Raw genomic sequence first — 15883 nt, forward strand, 5'->3', positions numbered from 1 at the left:
ACCCCGCCTCAACCCCTCGACCACGCCCGGGCGGCGGAGGCGGCGGCGCTGGACAGCAGGCGCGAGTTGATCGTGCCGAGGGCGGCGTCGCGGGCGCGTAGCGCCAGCCGGCCCCGGGCCTGGAGCACCGCCGACATTCGCCGGGTCTGCCGGACCACGGTCGCCGCTCGGGGGCGGCGCACCCGGTCGTACGCCTGCACGGCGTCGGGCAGCCGCGCCTCGCGCAGCAGGGAGGCGAGCGTCGCGGCGTCCTCGAAGGCGAGGCAGGCGCCCTGGCCGAGGTGCGGCGGCATGGCGTGCGCCGCGTCGCCGAGCAGCACCACCCCGCCCGGCCCGACGGGGAAGCCGTACGCGCGGGGCAGCGGACGCAGCTCGCGGACCTCCTGCTGGACCAGGTCGACCGGGTCGGTGGCGTCGAGCAGCGCGCCGATCGGCTCCGGCCAGCCGGCGTACCAGCGGCGCAGCAGAGCGAGCTGGGTCTCGGGCGGCTCGGGCCGGGGCGCGCCGGCGGCGGTCGCCACCCAGTAGATGCCGCCGCGGGTGGAGCCGCCCGAGGAGCCGCGCTCGCCCAGGGAGGCGGCCACGAACCGGTAGCCCGCGCCGAGGACCTCACCGGCGAGCGGCTGGCCGGCGGGCAGCCGGGGCGCCCGGTACCAGGGGATGACGGCCCGCCAGGCGGCGCACCCGGAGCTGACCACGCCGGACTCGGGGGCGAGCTGACGGCGGATGCCGCTGTCCGTGCCGTCGGCGGCGACCACCAGGTCGGCCTCGATGGTCTGCCGTCCGTCGCTGACGGCCGGGCGCTCACCCGGTTCGACCCGGACGTGGCGCACGGTCACCCCGGTACGCAGCTCGACCCGCTCACCGAGCCCGGCGATCAACGCGTCGTGCAGGTCTTCGCGGTGCACCACCACCGGCATCCGGTCGGCCGGAATGGGGCGCGGCTGCACCAACCAGTGCCCGTCCGGGCGGCGGACCCCGCCGTCGGGCAACGGGGTGGCGATCGCGGCGAGGCCGGCATCGAGGCCCAGAGCCTGCAACGCGCGGACGCCGTTGGGCCAGAGCACCACGGCGGTCGGCTCGGGACGGACCCGCTCGGCGCGTTCCAGCAGGGTGACCTGCCAGCCGGAGCGGGCCAGCGCGCCGGAGACCGCCAGACCACCCACCCCGGCCCCGACCACCACCGCGCGTCGCATCGGTGCCGCCCCCGCTCAGCTGTCCCGGTCGGCGGGGCGTGCGCCCGCGGCGTCGGCCCGGTCGTCGCGGGGCTCCGCCGTGCCGTCCGCCGGCTCGTCGTCGGCATCGCCGGGTGCCGCACCAACGAGCGGTTCGCCGCCGTCCGGCCGGTCGTCGTCCTCGGTCGCCGGCTCGGGCGGCAGCACGCCGCTGTCCTGCCAGGCCTCGTACTGCTCCTCGCTGACCACCCGGTAGCCCTCCGGCGCGGCGGCCCGCGCCGCGGTCTCCCGCTCGGACAGGTCGACCTGGGACAGGTCGGAGGTGGTGGGCGGGGTCGGCGTGGCCGCCGCGCCCAGCGGGATCAGGTACTCCCGGGGACCGCGGACCCGCACGAAGTAGATCAACGCGCCGAGGAAGACCAGGGCGGCGGTCCACACGTTGAGCCGGACGCCGAGGATCTGGTTGGCCTCGTCGGTGCGCATCAGCTCGATCCAGAACCGACCGACGGTGTAGCCCATGACGTACAGCGCGAACGCCCGGCCCCGGCCCAGCTTCAACCGCCGGTCGAGGATGAGGACCAGAGCGACCACGCCGAGGTTCCACAGTGCCTCGTAGAGGAAGGTCGGCTGGTAGAGGCCCGGTTCGAGGATCGGTTGGCCGGCGTCGTCGCGCAGCGCGTGCCCCGGGTTGTCCGGGTCCATCCGGTGGATCTCCAGGCCCCACGGCAGGGTCGTCCGGCCGCCGAACAGCTCGTTGTTGAACCAGTTGCCGACTCGGCCGACCGCCTGGGCCAGCGGCAGCCCGGGGGCCAGCGCGTCGGCCACCACGCTGAACGGGATGCCGAGCTGCCGGGCCGCGATCCAGGCGCCGACAGCGCCACCGGCGACCGCGCCCCAGATGCCGAGCCCGCCCTCCCAGATGGCGAACGCCTTCATCGGGTCACCGCCGGCGCCGAAGTACTTCTCCGGCGAGGTGATCACGTGGTAGATCCGGGCGCCGATGATGCCCGCCGGCACGGCCCACACGGCGATGTCGAGCACCGCGCCGGGCGCGACGCCGCGCTGACGCAGTCGGCGCTCGGTCACCCAGCAGGCCAGGACGATGCCGAGGATGATGCACAGCGCGTACGCCCGGATCGGCACCGGCCCGAGCTGCCAGACCGCGGTGCTGGGACTGGGCAGGGCCGCCTGGGGGGACAGCGAGGCGAGGGTCACGGGTGCACACGCTACCGCTGCACACCCCCGACGCGGCACCCCGGGCCGCTCCGCAGGCATCCCGGTGACTTCTGGTTTGCACCGCCGTAGGCTCTTTGTCCATGAGCGCGCTCACCTGGGCGGTCGCCGCGGTCGTCACCGACGACACCGGCCGGGTGCTGCTCTGCCGGCAGGGCCGAGGCGAACGCCGCTACGCGCTGCCGGGCGGACGACTGCGCCCGGCGGAGAGTCCGGTCCGTGCCGCGCTGCGGGACATCCGCGCGGAGACCGGCTGGGAGATCGAGCTGGTGGACCTGGTCGGCGTCTACCACCTGACCGGCCCCGCGGCGACCACTCCGGCCGGGCGCGCCGGGCCACTGCCGGACGTCCTCGTGCACGTGTTCCGGGCCCGCGCGGCCGAGGCCCGACCGACCGCCGACCCGCCCCCGGGCTGCCGGCTGTCCTGGCACGCTCCCGGCCAGCTGCCCGAGGCGGTCACCCCGCTCACCCGGGCGGCGGTCACCGACGCGGCCGCCGGGCGCTCCGGCGTGCTGCGCGACGCCCGGTGGGCGCCTGACAGCGTCAAGCCCGCACCGCCTCCGGTCGGTGGGCAACCCGGCGAAGACTGCCAGCGAGAGACCAGCCACGACGGACGGCCAGCGCCTGGCGACGATGGCCAACGAGGGCCCGGCCACGACGGGCGGTCGGAACTGGGGCAGCCACCGGAGCAACGTGGCGAACCAGCGACGGACCCGTCACTCCAGCCCTGACCCGTCAGCTCTGGCCCGTCACTCCAGCCCTAACGCGTCACTCCAGCCCTGGCGCGTCACGGAACCGGCCGACGGGCTGGCCCTGGACCAGCGAGGCCTCACATTAGGGGCTACGACGGGCGAGCCCTGGACCAACGGTTTTGGACCGTCCCCGGATTCGGCGGGCGCGGCGGGGCCGGCGGGCACCAGCAGGGCGGCATCGCCGCTCCCACCGCCGACGAGAGATCAACGGCGGCCGCCGGGCATCGCCTCATCGAGCGTGATACCTGTGAGTCATAAATATGCCTCACAGGTATCAGCCGCACAGCAGACAGATGCCCGGCGTAGCGCCACGCCCGACCGCCGAGCCGCGCACCCAACGCGACCGGCCGCTTGCGCCACCGTCGACCCGTCGGTGGGCCAACGGACCCGCTGGCGGACCGACCGACCGGCGGACCGACCGGCGGACCGACCGGCAGACCAACCCACCGGCAGACCGAGCCACCGGCAGACCGACCGGCGAACGGACGGACCGACGGGCGATCGGCGACCGGCGACCGGCGACCGGCGCGATCGGGCAGCGGTCGGACCGCGCGCCGGGCAGGGTGGGAGACCGCCGAAGGGCAGGCGGCGCGGCTGCCGCAGTGGTCAGCGGGTCGGCGTGCGGACGCCCTCGGCGAGTTCCGCGCTGAGGGTTCGCAGGGCGGCCAGCCCGTCGGCCTCGGAGGGCGCGTCGAGCAGGCAGCGGACCAGGGCGCTGCCGACGATGACCCCGTCGGCGTACCCGGCGACGGTGCTGGCCTGCGCACCCGTGCCCACACCCAGACCGACACCGACCGGCAGGTCGGTGAACTCGCGGACCCGGGAGACCAGCGTCGGCGCGGCGTCGGACGTACGCGAGCGGGCTCCGGTCACGCCCATCACGGCGGTGGCGTAGACGAACCCCCGGCAGTGCTCCACCGTCATCGCCACTCGCGCGTCAGTGGATGACGGCGAGACCAGGAAGGTCCGGTCCAGCCCGTGCGCGTCGGAGGCGGCCAGCCACTCGTCCGCCTCGTCGGGGATGAGGTCCGGCGTGATCAGACCGGTCCCGCCGGCGGCGGCGAGATCGCGGGCGAACACGTCAACGCCGTAGCGCTCGATCGGGTTCCAGTAGGTCATGGTGACCACCGGGGCGCCCGTGGCCGCGACCGCCTCGACGATGCGCAGCGTGTCGGCCGTGCGGACGCCGCCGGCCAGCGCGATGTCGCTGGCCTTCTGGATGACCGGCCCGTCCATCACCGGGTCGGAGTACGGGATCTCCACCTCGATGACGTCCACACCGGCCTCGACCATGGCGGTCATCGCCGCGATGCTGCCCTCGACGCTGGGGAACCCGGCCGGCATGCAGCCGACCAGCAGTGCCCGTCCGTCGGCTCGTGCCTTGTCGAAGGCCACCCCGATCCGGCTCATCTCACCGCTCCTTGTCGAGGATGCCGAAGTAGTCGCCGGCGGTGTGCACGTCCTTGTCGCCCCGCCCGGAGAGGTTGACCACGATGGTGGGCTCGCGACCCAGTTCGGCGGCGAGCTTCGGGGCCAGCGTGACGGTGCCGGCGAGCGCGTGGGCGCTCTCGATCGCCGGGATGATCCCCTCGGTGCGGCAGAGCAGCTCGAACGCGGCCATCGCCTCGTCGTCGGTGACCGGCAGGTAGTTGGCTCGGCCGCTGTCGTGCAGCCAGGCGTGCTCCGGCCCGACGCCCGGGTAGTCCAGGCCGGCTGAGATCGAGTGCGACTCCAGCGTCTGCCCGTCCGCGTCCTGCAGCACGTAGGTGCGGGCGCCGTGCAGCACACCGGCGGACCCGCCGGTGATGCTGGCCGCGTGGCGGCTGGTGGTCACACCGTCGCCACCGGCCTCGAAGCCGTAGAGCCGCACGTCCGGGTCGCCCACGAAGGCGTGGAAGATGCCCAGGGCGTTGGAGCCGCCGCCGACGCAGGCCGTGACGGCGTCCGGCAGCCCGCCGGTGAGGTCGAGGCACTGCTGGCGGGCCTCGTCGCCGATGCCGCGCACGAAGTCGCGGACCATCGCCGGGAACGGGTGCGGCCCGGCGGCGGTGCCGATCAGGTAGTGGGTCTCGTCGACGTTGGCCACCCAGTCGCGCATCGCCTCGTTCATCGCGTCCTTGAGGGTGCGCGAGCCGGTGGTGACCGGGACGACGGTGGCGCCGAGCATGCGCATCCGGGCCACGTTGAGCGCCTGCCGCTCGGTGTCGACCTCGCCCATGTAGACCACGCACTCCAGGTCGAACAGGGCGGCTGCGGTCGCGGTGGCCACGCCGTGCTGGCCCGCGCCGGTCTCCGCGATCACCCGGGTCTTGCCCATCCGCTTGGTGAGCAGCGCCTGGCCGAGCACGTTGCGCACCTTGTGCGCCCCGGTGTGGTTGAGGTCCTCGCGCTTGAGCAGCACCCGCGCGCCGACCTTCGCCGAGAACCGGCGGGCCTCGTAGAGCAGCGACGGCGTGCCGGCGTAGTCGCGCAGCAACGCGCCGAACTCCGCCCGGAAGGACTCGTCCGCGATCGCCGTACGCCACGCCCCGTCGAGCTCGTCCAGCGCGGCCACCAGGGCCTCGGGCACGAACCGGCCGCCGAAGCGGCCGAAGTGGCCGGTGGAGTCGGGCTGCGGGCCGGCCACCGGGGCCAGCGCGTCGGCGCTCATCGGAAATCCTCTCGGTGGGGCGTCACACCGGCGCGGGGTCAGCGCACCGGCCGGGGCGTTGCCGGGTGGTTGCCGGCGTTGACCAACTCGGCGACCGCCTCGCGCGGGCTCTTCTGGGTGACCAGGCCCTCGCCGACGAGGACCGCGTCGGCGCCCGCGGAGGCGTACCGGATCAGGTCGTGCGGGCCGCGTACACCAGATTCGGCGATCTTGACGACGCTGCTGGGCAGGCCCGGCGCGATCCGCTCGAACACCGACCGGTCGACCTCCAGGGTACGCAGGTCACGGGCGTTGACCCCGATCACCTGCGCGCCGGCCTCGAGGGCCCGGTCGGCCTCCTCCTCGTCGTGCACCTCGACGAGCGCCGTCATGCCCAGCGACTCGATCCGCTCCAGCAGGCCCATCAGGACGTTCTGCTCGAGCGCGGCGACGATCAGCAGGACCAGGTCGGCGCCGTGCGCGCGCGCCTCGTGCACCTGGTAGCTGGAGACCACGAAGTCCTTGCGCAGCACCGGCACGGTGACCGCGGCCCGGACGGCGGCCAGGTCGTCGAGCGAGCCGCCGAACCAGCGCCCCTCGGTGAGCACGCTGATCGCCCGTGCCCCGCCGGAGGCGTAGTCGACGGCCAGGTCGGCCGGATCGGCGATCTCGGCCAGCCGGCCCTTCGACGGCGAGGAACGCTTCACCTCGGCGATCACGGCCACGCCGGGCTTGCGCAGCGCCGCATACGCGTCCAGCGGCGGCGGCGCCGCCGCTGCCAGTTCACGGATCCGCTCCAGCGGAACCTGTTCCTGGCGTCGGGCGACGTCCTCACGCACGCCGGCCAGGATCTCGTCGAGCACGCTTACGGACGCCGCCGGACCGGCCTCGTCCCCCTCCGCGTGCGCATGCTCAGCAGTCACCGTCGGACTCCCCTCTCCGGGTGTCATGGGCCGATGCTAGGGGCAGGCGACCGACGCCGGGAGCCGGGGGTATGGCGCTGCTCACGAAAAGGCCTGCGGCATAATGGCCGACTTGCCGTGAAGAGGATGTCACGCAGCGCCACCTCCGGCATCGACGGACGTCGTACGGCGAGAGCCCGGCGGCCCCGGTCGACGCGGGCCGATCCACCGATCATGCCACCCACCGGACACCGACGCTCAACGGGAACGACGATTGTCGATGCTGTGAGCAAGCTCAAGGCCGAACGGCCGGTGCCTGGTCGCGGCCGTGGCGGGACAGTTGACCGGGCGGTCACCCCGGCGAAACGTCAGCCGGTCAGCATCGTCCTCGGGCAGACTCGATGGCGCGCCTGCCCGACCGTCGCCAACTCCTCGTGCGAGGTGACCATGAGCATGTCCGAGCCGACCCCGCCCATCGGGCTGACCACCATTTCGCGGACCGTGGCGTCGCTCGCCGTCGGCGTGGTGCACACGCTGGAGCGGGCCATGGTCGGCGAGGGGCGGATGCGGACCGCCCGCGGCAACGCCTGGGAGGCGGTCTGCGCCGACCGGGCCCGCGCTGACCGGCGCGCCGAGCTGGACCGCCTGGTGGCCGAGCTGAGCGCCGCCCGTGCCGCCGCCCGCCGCCAGCAGCGGGAGCGTCAGCCGGTCGGCTGACGCCCGTCGACCGCCCAGCGATCGGGTCAGCCGGCTGTCGGATCCTCACCCCGGTCCAGCGCGTCCCACGCCTCAGTGGTCCGCCGCCCGGCCATCGGTCCGGCCGGCCGGGCCGGCTCAGCCGCAGCCGGCGCGCTCTGCGCAGCGGTCCGCGTCGGTCGCTCGTACCGGGCGCCCATCGCCGGCCAGCCGCCGCCACGCCACGCGGTCCACCCGCCACCGGCCGCCGCCAGCAGGCCGCCGAGCAGGCAGAGCGCCGGCCACTGCCGGCTCACCGCACCGTCGAGGTCGGCGACCAGCCCGTACCCGCCACCGGCGGCCACGGCCAGACCCAACACTCCGAGCAGTACGCCCAGCAGCCGCCGCAGCCGGCCGCGGGTGGCCAGCACCGCGCCGCCGCCGGCCAGCGTCACCAGTGCCAACGCCGGCAGCCAGGGCAGCAGGCCGGCACCGCTGCGGGCGTCCCGCACCGGCGGCAGCGGCGCCGGGCGCACGGTCAGCTCGACCGACCAGCTCCGGGTCGCCGCCCAGAACGCCAGGCCCGCGCCGGCCAGGCAGAGCAGCACGGCGTACGTCAACTGACGCCGGCCCGCCGCGGGCCGCTCCCCGTCGCTCATCGGGCCGGCCGCAACGTCTCGGCGGCCGCGATCGCGGCCAGCACGGCGGCGGCCTTGTTGCGGGTCTCCTGGTCCTCGGCGGCCGGGTCGGAGTCGGCCACGACCCCCGCGCCGGCCTGGACGTAGGCACGGCCGTCACGGATCAACGCGGTCCGGATGGCGATCGCCATGTCCAGGTCCCCGCCGAAGCCGAAGTAGCCGACCGTGCCGCCGTAGAGGCCGCGGCGGACCGGCTCCAGCTCCTCGATGATCTCCATGGCCCGCACCTTCGGGGCGCCCGAGAGCGTGCCGGCGGGGAACGTCGCGGCGAGCGCGTCGAAGGCGGTGCGATCGTCACGCAGCGTGCCGGTGACGGTGGAGACGATGTGCATCACGTGGCTGTACCGCTCGATGGTCGCGAACTCCGGCACCTCCACGCTGCCCGGCTGGCAGACCCGGCCCAGGTCGTTGCGGCCCAGGTCGACCAGCATCACGTGCTCGGCGCGTTCCTTCGGGTCGGCGAGCAGCTCGGCGGCGAGCGCGGCGTCGGCGGTGGCGGTGGCGCCGCGCGGCCGGGTGCCGGCGATCGGGTGCAGCAGTGCCCGGCGCCGCCCGTCCGCGCCGGCGGTGACCTTCAGGTGCGCCTCCGGAGACGAGCCGACGATGTCGAACCCGTCGAAGCGCAGCAGGTACATGTACGGGCTGGGGTTGCTGGTGCGCAGCACCCGGTAGACGTCCAGCGGATCGGCGTGCGTCGACCGCTCGAAGCGCTGGGAGAGCACGATCTGGAAGCACTCGCCGGCCCGGATCGCCTCCTTGGCCGCCTCCACCGCCTTCGGATAGCCCCCGTTGGGCGTACGGCAGAGCACCTCCCCGGCCGGCGGGCGCTCCACGGTGGAGATCATCGGCGGGATTGGCCGGGACAGCGCGGTGGTCATCGCGTCCAGCCGGCCCACCGCGTGGTGGTACGCGGCGGCGACCTGCGGGGCGCGGTCCGGGGCGTCCAGCGGCGGCAGCACCGCGTTGGCGACCAGGATCGCCGAGCCGTCGTAGTGGTCGAGCACCACCAGGTCGGTGGCGAGCATCATGCCCAGCTCCGGCACGCCCAGGTCGTCCTCGGTCAGCTCGGGCAGCCGCTCGAAGCGGCGGACGAGGTCGTAGCCGAGGTAGCCGACCATGCCCCCGGTCAGCGGCGGGAGCCCGCTGGACGGGTCACCGAGGGGCCCGGCCAGCGCCGCGACGGTCTCGCGCAGCACCCGCACCGGGTCGCCGTCGGTGGGCAGCCCGGCCGGCGGCTGGCCGAGCCAGGTCGCCATGCCGTCCCGCTCGACCAGGGTGGCGCTGCTGCGTACGCCGATGAACGAGTACCGCGACCAGGCCATGCCGGCCGAGCCGACACCCTGCTCGGCGGATTCGAGCAGGAACGTGCCGGGCCCGCCGGCCAGCTTGCGGTAGACGCCGACGGGGGTCTCCGCGTCGGCCAGCAGCCGCCGGGTGACCGGGACCACCCGCCAGTGCGCGGCCAGCTCGGTGAAGGTGGCCGGGTCGGGGCTCACCGCGCCGTCGGTCACGGGCGGGCCTCCCTTTCGGTCCCGGTGACGGGCAGCTCGGTGAAGAAGCACGTCCGGTGTCCGGTGTGGCAGGCGGCGCCGACCTGTTCCACGCTGACCAGCAGCGCGTCCCCGTCGCAGTCCAGGGCGACCGAGCGGACGTACTGGTGGTGCCCGGAGGTGGCGCCCTTGACCCAGTACTCGCGCCGGCTGCGCGACCAGTAGGTGGCCCGGCCGGTGGTGAGGGTGCGGTGCAGCGCCTCGTCGTCCATCCAGGCGACCATGAGCACCTCGCCGGAGTCGTGCGCGCGGACCACGGCGGCGACCAGGCCGTCGGCGGTGCGGCGCAGTCGGGCCGCGATGGCCGGGTCGAGCCGGGACGGACGGGCCGGCACGGGCGCCGTCGGGCCGGTCAGATCGCTGGGGACGCCGGTCACCGGCGCGTCAGGTACGGGCACAGTGACCCATTGTCCCGCACGCGGCGCGGGCACCGGCGACGGCTCCCGCCGAGGGCGCGGCGGGCGGCCGGCGGGCCGGGCCAGCTGCGCCACGTAGCGGTCCAGCCGGCCGTCGACCAGGGCGTCGGCCAGGTCCGTGCCGGCTGCTTCGGCGATCTCCTCGGCGTACGGGCGGATCAGCGGCAGCGTCCCGGCGACCAGCCGCACGGCCGCCGCCCAGAGCTGGCCGGTGGCGCCCGGGCGCAGCCCGAGGCAGAGCAGCATGTCCTCCCGGTAGTGCGGGGGCGCGACCGGCAGCTCCAGGGCCGCCGCGAAGGCCGCCCGACGGGAGAACACCCGCACCGACGGGTTGGCCGGGCGCAGCACGGAGGGGCAGAGCCGGGCCAGGTCGGCCACGGCGAGCCGGATCCCGAGGCTGTCGTCGGCAGCCCGGGCGGCGGCCGCCTTGCCCAGCGCGGCGATCATCTCCTCCAGCCGGGGCGGTTCGGCGGGCTGGCAGAGCACGGGCAGGTCGATGCGGCGCCGCCAGTGCGGGTCGGCCCAGAGCAGCCGCGCCGGCGCGGTGACCGGCAACCCGAACGCCCAGTCGGCCGGCTCGCCGAGCCGGTGCACCCAGGAGCGGACGTCCCGGGCGGCCACCGACACGTGGGTGAGGCGACCGGCGGACTCGGCCAGGTACGCCTGTCGGGCGGCGTACGGGGCGCCGCCGCCGACGAGTACGTCGAGGTCGACGTCGCTGTGTGCGGTGGCGGCCCGCCGGGCGTGACTGCCGCGCAGCAGGATGCCGACGACCGGCCGCTCGGCGGCCTGCCGTAACCGCGCGGCCCAGTCCTCGAGAAACCCGCTGTCCGGTAACGGAGCGTGACCCACGGCGCCATCGTGCCGTACGTCCGATCGGCGCGCAATGCCCGTTGGCGGACCTGGTGTCCGGTCCGAAGGCTACTGCCCGTTGTATCGGTGGGTGCAAGAGGCCGGCGCGGCAGCCCCCCGGCGTTGCGTCGTCGCGGATATCTCATCTAGCGTTGAGTTCAACAGCTGATGAGTTTCGCCGGAGGTGCGTGATGGACGATGCGATAGCGGTCCGCGACCTGCTCGTGGACCGGGGCGGGCGACGGGTGCTAAACGGCATCAGCTGCACCGTCCCCCGTGGCGCCGTGACCGGGCTGCTCGGCCCCAGCGGCAGCGGGAAGACCACCTTCATGCGCGCGGTCGTCGGGGTGCAGGTGGTCACCGGCGGGACCGTCACCGTGCTGGGCCAGCCGGCCGGCTCACCCGCCCTGCGGCACAAGGTCGGCTACCTCACCCAGGCGCCGAGCGTCTACGCCGATCTGACGGTGCGGGAGAACGCCCGCTACTTCGCGGCCCTGCACGGACGGGGTCGCGCCGAGGCCGACCAGGCGATCAGCGATGTCGGGTTGGCCCAGGCGGCCACCCAGCTCGTCGGCACCCTCTCCGGCGGCCAGCGCAGCCGGGCGTCCCTGGCGTGCGCCCTGGTCGGCGAACCGGAGCTGGTCATCCTCGACGAACCGACCGTCGGTCAGGACCCGGTGCTGCGGGCCGACCTGTGGGCCCGGTTCCACGCGATGGCCGCCGCCGGCACCACCCTGCTGGTGTCCAGCCACGTGATGGACGAGGCGGCCCGCTGTGACCGGCTGCTGCTGATCCGCGAGGGCCGGCTGATCGCCGACGACAGCCCGGCCGCGATCCGCGCCGCCGCGGGGGTGGACGACCTCGACGAGGCGTTCCTGCGGCTGATCCGGGCCGGCGCGACGTCCGGAGGGAACGCGTCATGAACCCGCGGATCCTGGCGGCCACCACCGGCCGCATCCTGCGCCAGCTCCGGCACGACCGGCGCACCATCGCGCTGCTCGTCGTGGTGCCGTCCGTCCTGCTGACCCTGGTCTACTTCATGTACGCCGACCAGCCCGCCCCGCCCGGCCAACCGTCGGCGTTCGACCGGATCGCGCTGGTGATGCTCGGCATCTTCCCCTTCGTGATCATGTTCCTGGTGACCAGCATCGCGATGCTCCGGGAGCGCACCTCGGGCACCCTGGAGCGGCTGCTCACCACCCCGCTGGGCAAGCTCGACCTGCTCTTCGGCTACGGCATCGCGTTCGGGCTGGCCGCCGCCGTGCAGGCCGCGGTCGCCGCCGGGGTGGCGTACTGGATCTTCGATCTGGACACCGCCGGCAACAGTGGGCTGGTCATCGGGATCGCGGTGGTCGACGCGGTGCTCGGCGTCGCCCTCGGGCTGTTCTGCAGCGCCTTCGCCCGCACCGAGTTCCAGGCAGTACAGTTCCTGCCGGTCGTGGTGGTCCCCCAGCTGCTGCTCTGCGGGCTGTTCGTGGCCCGCGACCAGATGGCCGGCTGGCTCCAGGCGCTCAGCGACGCCTTCCCCCTGTCGTACGCCATCGAGGCGTTGCAGGAGGTCGGCGCCAACGCCGAGCCGACCGGCAGGATGTGGCGGGACGTGGTGGTGGTGCTCGGCGCGGTGGTGCTGGCACTGGTGCTCGCGGCGGCCACCCTGCGCCGGCGGAGCGGCTGACCGGCGGGCGAACGAAGGGCGGCGATGGCGCGGCGGACCGGCCGGCGACCCGGCAACCAGGGCACCCGCGAGGCGATCCTCGACGCGGCGCGGGCGGCGTTCGCCGAGCGCGGCTTCGACGCCGCCTCGATCCGCGCCATCGCCGGCACCGCCGGGGTGGACCCGGCGCTGGTGCACCACTACTTCGGCAGCAAGGACCAGCTCTTCCTGGCCGCGATGAACTCGCCGGTCGACCCGGGGGAGGTTCTGCCGAAGGTACTGGCGGGTGGCGCGGACGGCATCGGCGAACGGCTGGTCCGCACGTTCCTCGGCGTCTGGGACTCCCCGGCCGGGAGCGCCGGGGTGGCCCTGCTGCGCTCGGCGGTGAGCAACGACTGGACTGCCCGGCTGCTGCGCGAGTTCATCACCACGCAGGTGCTGCGCCGGGTGCTCGACCAGCTCGACGTCGACCCGGCCGAGCTGCCGCTGCGCGGCTCGCTGATCGCCACCCAGCTGATCGGGTTGGCCATGATGCGGCACGTCGTCCGGCTGGAGCCGGTGGCGTCCGCCGATCCGGAGGCGCTGGTCGCGGCCATCGGCCCGACCGTGCAGCGGTACCTGACCGGGCCGCTGCCGACGTAGGCCGGCGGACGGGCCGTCAGGGCGGCCGGCGGGCGGGTCGCGGTCAGCCCGGTGGGCGGGTCGCGGTCAGCCCGGTGGGCGGGCCTCGGCACGACGGCGCAGTGGCGTGAGCAGCCGGGCCAGGTCGTCCGGGTCGGCCAGTGGGCACGGGAAGGCGAGCCGGACACGCCGCCGGGCGCCGGGGCGGCCGAGGGCGACCACCAGCCCGTAGCGGTCGATGCGCACCACGCGGGGCGGCCCGTCGGGGGCCTGCTCGGTCAGCCCGAGCTGCCGGCGCAGATACTCGGTCACCTGGCCCGCGTCACGCTCGGCGAGGTCGGCCAGCAGCCGCGCCTCGACCGGGTGCACCGGGTCCGGCTCGGCCTCGGCGTACTCCCCCGGGTCGATCCGGCGCACGACGCCGGCCCGCTCCCAGCGGACCTCGACCACCTCGAAGCGGAACAGCCGGAACCGGACACCCAGGTCGAGCAGGTCCCCGGTCGGCTCCACCGCGGCGAAGTCGATCGCCGCGTCGCGGGCCTCGGCGCCGTGCAGCTCGGCCGCCCAGCCGGACACCCACGCCCGGCCCAACCCGGGGGCGCCGGCCGCGGGTGGCAGGTCGAGCACGTCCAGCACCACGGCCGTGTCGCTGCCTCCGGCGCCCGGCCGCAACGCGGCGGCGAGGTGGCTGGCCACCGGCACCAGCAGCAGCACCCGGCCGTCCGGGTCGGTCACGTGCCGGGCGTGGTGCGGGCCCGGCCGGTGGGCCAGGTGGACGAGACCGGGCAGCCGGCCGGCGACGAGGGTACGAACGATCTCGGCGGGACTGGGCCGCATGGGCGCGACCTCCTTCAGAGGTTAGGCTTACCTAACCCGGAGCGTAGAGCACCCGATCAACGGCGTCCAGCCATCCCGGCGCAGGTGGACGCCGATCCGTTACCGGGTCTGCTCCAGCCAGGAGGCGTAGAGAAGGCCGTAGACCGAGTCGGCGTCACGGACCAGCTCGTCGTGCGGGCCGCGCTGCACGACTCGCCCCCGGTCCACCACGATCACCTCGTCGGCGGCCTGCGCCGTGGAGAGCCGGTGCGCGATGGCCAGGGTCGTCCGACCCCGGGTTACCGCGTCCAGCGTGCGTTGCAGGCGCACCTCGGTCGCCGGGTCCACCGCGCTGGTCGCCTCGTCCAGCACCAGCAGGTCCGGGTCGGCCACGTACGCCCGGGCCAGCGCGACCAACTGCCGCTCGCCGACGCTGAGCGCCTCACCGCGCTCGCCCACCGGAGTGTCCAGGCCGGCCGGCAGGCCGTCGAGCCAGTCCCCCAGGCCCAACTCGGTGAACGCGGCGCGGAGCTGCTCGTCGGTCAGATCCGGCCGGGCGAACCGGACATTCTCCCCCACCGTCGCGTCGAAGAGGAACCCGTCCTGCGGGACCATCACCACGCGGGAGCGCAGCGAGTCGAACCGGACCTCCGCCAGCGGCACCCCGGACAGCAGCACCGCGCCCGCCGACGGGTCCATCAGCCGGGTGAGCAGCTTGGCGAAGGTGGTCTTGCCGCTGCCGGTCTCGCCGACCACCGCCACCCGGCTCTTCGCCGGAATCTCCAGGTCGATGTCGTGCAGCACCGGCGGACCCCCCGGGTAGGCGAACCGCACCCCGGCGAACCGGATGTCCAGCGGCCCGCCCGGCAGATCCCGCCCCTGCTCCCCCGGGTCCGCCACGTCCGGGGCGACATCCAGCACGTCGAGCACCCGCCGCCAGCCGGCGATCGCGTTCTGCGCCTCGTTGAGCACCTCCGTGGCGATCTGCACCGGCTGGATGAACAACGTGACCAGGAAGAGGAACGCGGTCAGCTGGCCGATCGACAGCGTGCCGTCCACTCCGAGCGTCACCCCGAGCACGACCACGCCGGCCAGCGCCAACCCGGCGGCCAGCTCGCCGACCGAGCTGCCCACGATGCTGATCCGGATCGCCCGCTGCTGCGCCTGGCGCTGACTGTCGATAGCGTCGTCCAGCCGCCGCGCGGTGCGCCCCGCGATGCCGTACGCCCGGATCACCGGCGCTCCCACCACGCTCTCGCCGATCGCGCCGAGCAGCGCGCCGGTGCGCTGACGCACCGTCGCGTACGCCGACCCGAGGCGCCGTTGCAGCTGCCGGATGATGAACACCGCCGGCAGGAACGCCGCCAGCACCACCAGGGTCAACTGCCAGGAGTACGCCAGCATGACGATCGTGGTGACCACCAGCTGACCGAGGTTGACCAGCAAGATCACCCCGCCCCACTGGAGGAACTGGGTGATCTGGTCGACGTCGCTGGTCACCCGGGAGACCAGCGAGCCCCGCCGCTCCGACTGCTGGTGCAGCATCGACAGGTCGTGCACGTGCCGGAACGCCCGGGTGCGCACGTTGGCCAGCGCCGTCTCGCTGACCGTGAACAGCCGGCGCATCATCAGGTAGCCGCACAGCGTGGTGACCGTGAGGATCGCCGCGGTGATCGCCACCACCGTCCAGACCACGTCCAGGTTCAGGCCGCCGATGATGCCGCGGTCGATGCCCTGCTGCACAGCGACCGGTACGGCCACCCGGCCGACCATGTAGACCAGCGCCAGGCCCAGCGTGCCGGCCAGACCGATCCGCAGCTCCGGCGAGAGCGCCAGCCCCCGGCGCAGGGTCTGCCAGGTCGTCTCCACCCGCTCGTCCCGCTCATCGGTCTTCCCACTCATCGGGCTGG

Annotated in this window: 15 protein-coding genes and 1 pseudogene; 5 read left to right on the forward strand and 11 right to left on the reverse strand. The window is 74.6% G+C overall.

The window, feature by feature from the left end; genetic code table 11:
- Positions 1 to 8: 8 nt before the first annotated feature.
- Entirely contained in the window at positions 9 to 1196 is a 1188-nt protein-coding gene (locus DKT68_RS28745; RefSeq protein WP_109820513.1) for an FAD-dependent oxidoreductase, read from the reverse strand.
- 15 nt (positions 1197 to 1211) lie between these two features.
- On the reverse strand, positions 1212 to 2390 hold the full coding sequence (gene lgt, locus DKT68_RS28750) for a prolipoprotein diacylglyceryl transferase (RefSeq protein WP_109820514.1): 1179 nt from the start codon (positions 2388 to 2390) through the stop codon (positions 1212 to 1214).
- A gap of 101 nt (positions 2391 to 2491) precedes the next feature.
- Here lgt and DKT68_RS28755 point away from each other — a divergent pair, with 101 nt between their 5' ends.
- Complete coding sequence (locus DKT68_RS28755; protein ID WP_109820515.1) at positions 2492 to 3139, forward strand: NUDIX hydrolase; 648 nt, start codon at positions 2492 to 2494, stop codon at positions 3137 to 3139.
- Between the two features lie 627 nt (positions 3140 to 3766).
- Here DKT68_RS28755 and trpA read toward each other — a convergent pair.
- From trpA to trpC, 3 genes are read right to left on the reverse strand one after another with little or no spacing between them, the layout of a single operon-like run.
- The gene (gene trpA / locus DKT68_RS28760; RefSeq protein ID WP_109820516.1) at positions 3767 to 4570 is read right to left on the reverse strand and encodes a tryptophan synthase subunit alpha; all 804 of its coding nucleotides are present in this window, start codon (positions 4568 to 4570) and stop codon (positions 3767 to 3769) included.
- A 1-nt stretch (position 4571) separates the two neighbouring features.
- The gene (trpB, locus tag DKT68_RS28765; protein ID WP_109820517.1) at positions 4572 to 5810 is read right to left on the reverse strand and encodes a tryptophan synthase subunit beta; all 1239 of its coding nucleotides are present in this window, start codon (positions 5808 to 5810) and stop codon (positions 4572 to 4574) included.
- Positions 5811 to 5848: 38 nt separating this feature from the next.
- On the reverse strand, positions 5849 to 6652 hold the full coding sequence (gene trpC / locus DKT68_RS28770; protein WP_201749232.1) for an indole-3-glycerol phosphate synthase TrpC: 804 nt from the start codon (positions 6650 to 6652) through the stop codon (positions 5849 to 5851).
- A 486-nt stretch (positions 6653 to 7138) separates the two neighbouring features.
- On the opposite strand from trpC, the gene DKT68_RS28775 reads away from it, so the two are divergent.
- Positions 7139 to 7408 (forward strand): hypothetical protein, encoded by a 270-nt coding sequence (locus DKT68_RS28775; RefSeq protein ID WP_109820545.1) that lies wholly within the window; start codon positions 7139 to 7141, stop codon positions 7406 to 7408.
- Between the two features lie 26 nt (positions 7409 to 7434).
- Here the strand turns inward: DKT68_RS28775 and DKT68_RS28780 are convergent, their stop codons facing one another.
- The 4 genes and pseudogenes from DKT68_RS28780 to DKT68_RS32270 all read right to left on the reverse strand — a co-directional run.
- Positions 7435 to 8025 (reverse strand): Trp biosynthesis-associated membrane protein, encoded by a 591-nt coding sequence (locus DKT68_RS28780; RefSeq protein ID WP_109820519.1) that lies wholly within the window; start codon positions 8023 to 8025, stop codon positions 7435 to 7437.
- Positions 8022 to 9575: an anthranilate synthase component I gene (locus DKT68_RS28785; protein ID WP_109820520.1), complete on the reverse strand. Its 1554-nt coding sequence runs from the start codon at positions 9573 to 9575 to the stop codon at positions 8022 to 8024. The genes DKT68_RS28780 and DKT68_RS28785 overlap by 4 nt, the downstream gene beginning before the upstream one ends.
- Complete coding sequence (gene hisI / locus DKT68_RS32265) at positions 9572 to 10012, reverse strand: phosphoribosyl-AMP cyclohydrolase (RefSeq protein ID WP_109820546.1); 441 nt, start codon at positions 10010 to 10012, stop codon at positions 9572 to 9574. The genes DKT68_RS28785 and hisI overlap by 4 nt, the downstream gene beginning before the upstream one ends.
- Positions 10013 to 10192: 180 nt before the next feature.
- Positions 10193 to 10477 (reverse strand): annotated as a pseudogene (locus tag DKT68_RS32270) (phosphoribosyl-AMP cyclohydrolase); the annotation flags it as partial.
- 596 nt (positions 10478 to 11073) lie between these two features.
- Between DKT68_RS32270 and DKT68_RS28795 the strand changes: the two are divergent.
- Genes DKT68_RS28795 through DKT68_RS28805 form a run of 3 tightly spaced genes read left to right on the forward strand, consistent with a single transcriptional unit; the run spans position 11074 to position 13178 of the window.
- Positions 11074 to 11805: an ABC transporter ATP-binding protein gene (locus DKT68_RS28795; protein WP_109820521.1), complete on the forward strand. Its 732-nt coding sequence runs from the start codon at positions 11074 to 11076 to the stop codon at positions 11803 to 11805.
- Positions 11802 to 12557: an ABC transporter permease gene (locus tag DKT68_RS28800; protein ID WP_109820522.1), complete on the forward strand. Its 756-nt coding sequence runs from the start codon at positions 11802 to 11804 to the stop codon at positions 12555 to 12557. Before DKT68_RS28795 ends, DKT68_RS28800 begins: the two co-directional genes overlap by 4 nt.
- 24 nt (positions 12558 to 12581) lie before the next feature.
- Positions 12582 to 13178 carry a TetR/AcrR family transcriptional regulator gene (locus DKT68_RS28805; protein ID WP_109820523.1) on the forward strand — a complete coding sequence of 199 codons (597 nt, stop codon included), beginning with the start codon at positions 12582 to 12584 and terminating at the stop codon, positions 13176 to 13178.
- Positions 13179 to 13244: 66 nt separating this feature from the next.
- Here DKT68_RS28805 and DKT68_RS28810 read toward each other — a convergent pair whose 3' ends face one another.
- A complete protein-coding gene (locus tag DKT68_RS28810; RefSeq protein ID WP_109820524.1) occupies positions 13245 to 13994 on the reverse strand; it encodes a DUF2470 domain-containing protein in 750 nt (249 codons plus the stop codon).
- Positions 13995 to 14093: 99 nt separating this feature from the next.
- The gene (locus tag DKT68_RS28815; protein ID WP_109820525.1) at positions 14094 to 15875 is read right to left on the reverse strand and encodes an ABC transporter ATP-binding protein; all 1782 of its coding nucleotides are present in this window, start codon (positions 15873 to 15875) and stop codon (positions 14094 to 14096) included.
- Positions 15876 to 15883: the final 8 nt, after the last annotated feature.

Origin of the sequence: Micromonospora acroterricola, assembly GCF_003172955.1 — a bacterium.
Classification (GTDB): Bacteria; Actinomycetota; Actinomycetes; order Mycobacteriales; family Micromonosporaceae; genus Micromonospora; species Micromonospora acroterricola.

What these genes read in the sequence shown, in the direction of transcription:
- DKT68_RS28745 (WP_109820513.1), bottom strand. Translation starts at nt 1,196, where the DNA reads ATGCGACGCGCGGTGGTGGTCGGGGCCGGGGTGGGTGGTCTGGCGGTC.
- DKT68_RS28755 (WP_109820515.1), top strand. Translation starts at nt 2,492, where the DNA reads ATGAGCGCGCTCACCTGGGCGGTCGCCGCGGTCGTCACCGACGACACC.
- trpA (WP_109820516.1), bottom strand. Translation starts at nt 4,570, where the DNA reads ATGAGCCGGATCGGGGTGGCCTTCGACAAGGCACGAGCCGACGGACGG.
- trpB (WP_109820517.1), bottom strand. Translation starts at nt 5,810, where the DNA reads ATGAGCGCCGACGCGCTGGCCCCGGTGGCCGGCCCGCAGCCCGACTCC.
- DKT68_RS28775 (WP_109820545.1), top strand. Translation starts at nt 7,139, where the DNA reads ATGAGCATGTCCGAGCCGACCCCGCCCATCGGGCTGACCACCATTTCG.
- DKT68_RS28780 (WP_109820519.1), bottom strand. Translation starts at nt 8,025, where the DNA reads ATGAGCGACGGGGAGCGGCCCGCGGCGGGCCGGCGTCAGTTGACGTAC.
- DKT68_RS28795 (WP_109820521.1), top strand. Translation starts at nt 11,074, where the DNA reads ATGGACGATGCGATAGCGGTCCGCGACCTGCTCGTGGACCGGGGCGGG.
- DKT68_RS28800 (WP_109820522.1), top strand. Translation starts at nt 11,802, where the DNA reads ATGAACCCGCGGATCCTGGCGGCCACCACCGGCCGCATCCTGCGCCAG.
- DKT68_RS28805 (WP_109820523.1), top strand. Translation starts at nt 12,582, where the DNA reads ATGGCGCGGCGGACCGGCCGGCGACCCGGCAACCAGGGCACCCGCGAG.
- DKT68_RS28810 (WP_109820524.1), bottom strand. Translation starts at nt 13,994, where the DNA reads ATGCGGCCCAGTCCCGCCGAGATCGTTCGTACCCTCGTCGCCGGCCGG.
- DKT68_RS28815 (WP_109820525.1), bottom strand. Translation starts at nt 15,875, where the DNA reads ATGAGTGGGAAGACCGATGAGCGGGACGAGCGGGTGGAGACGACCTGG.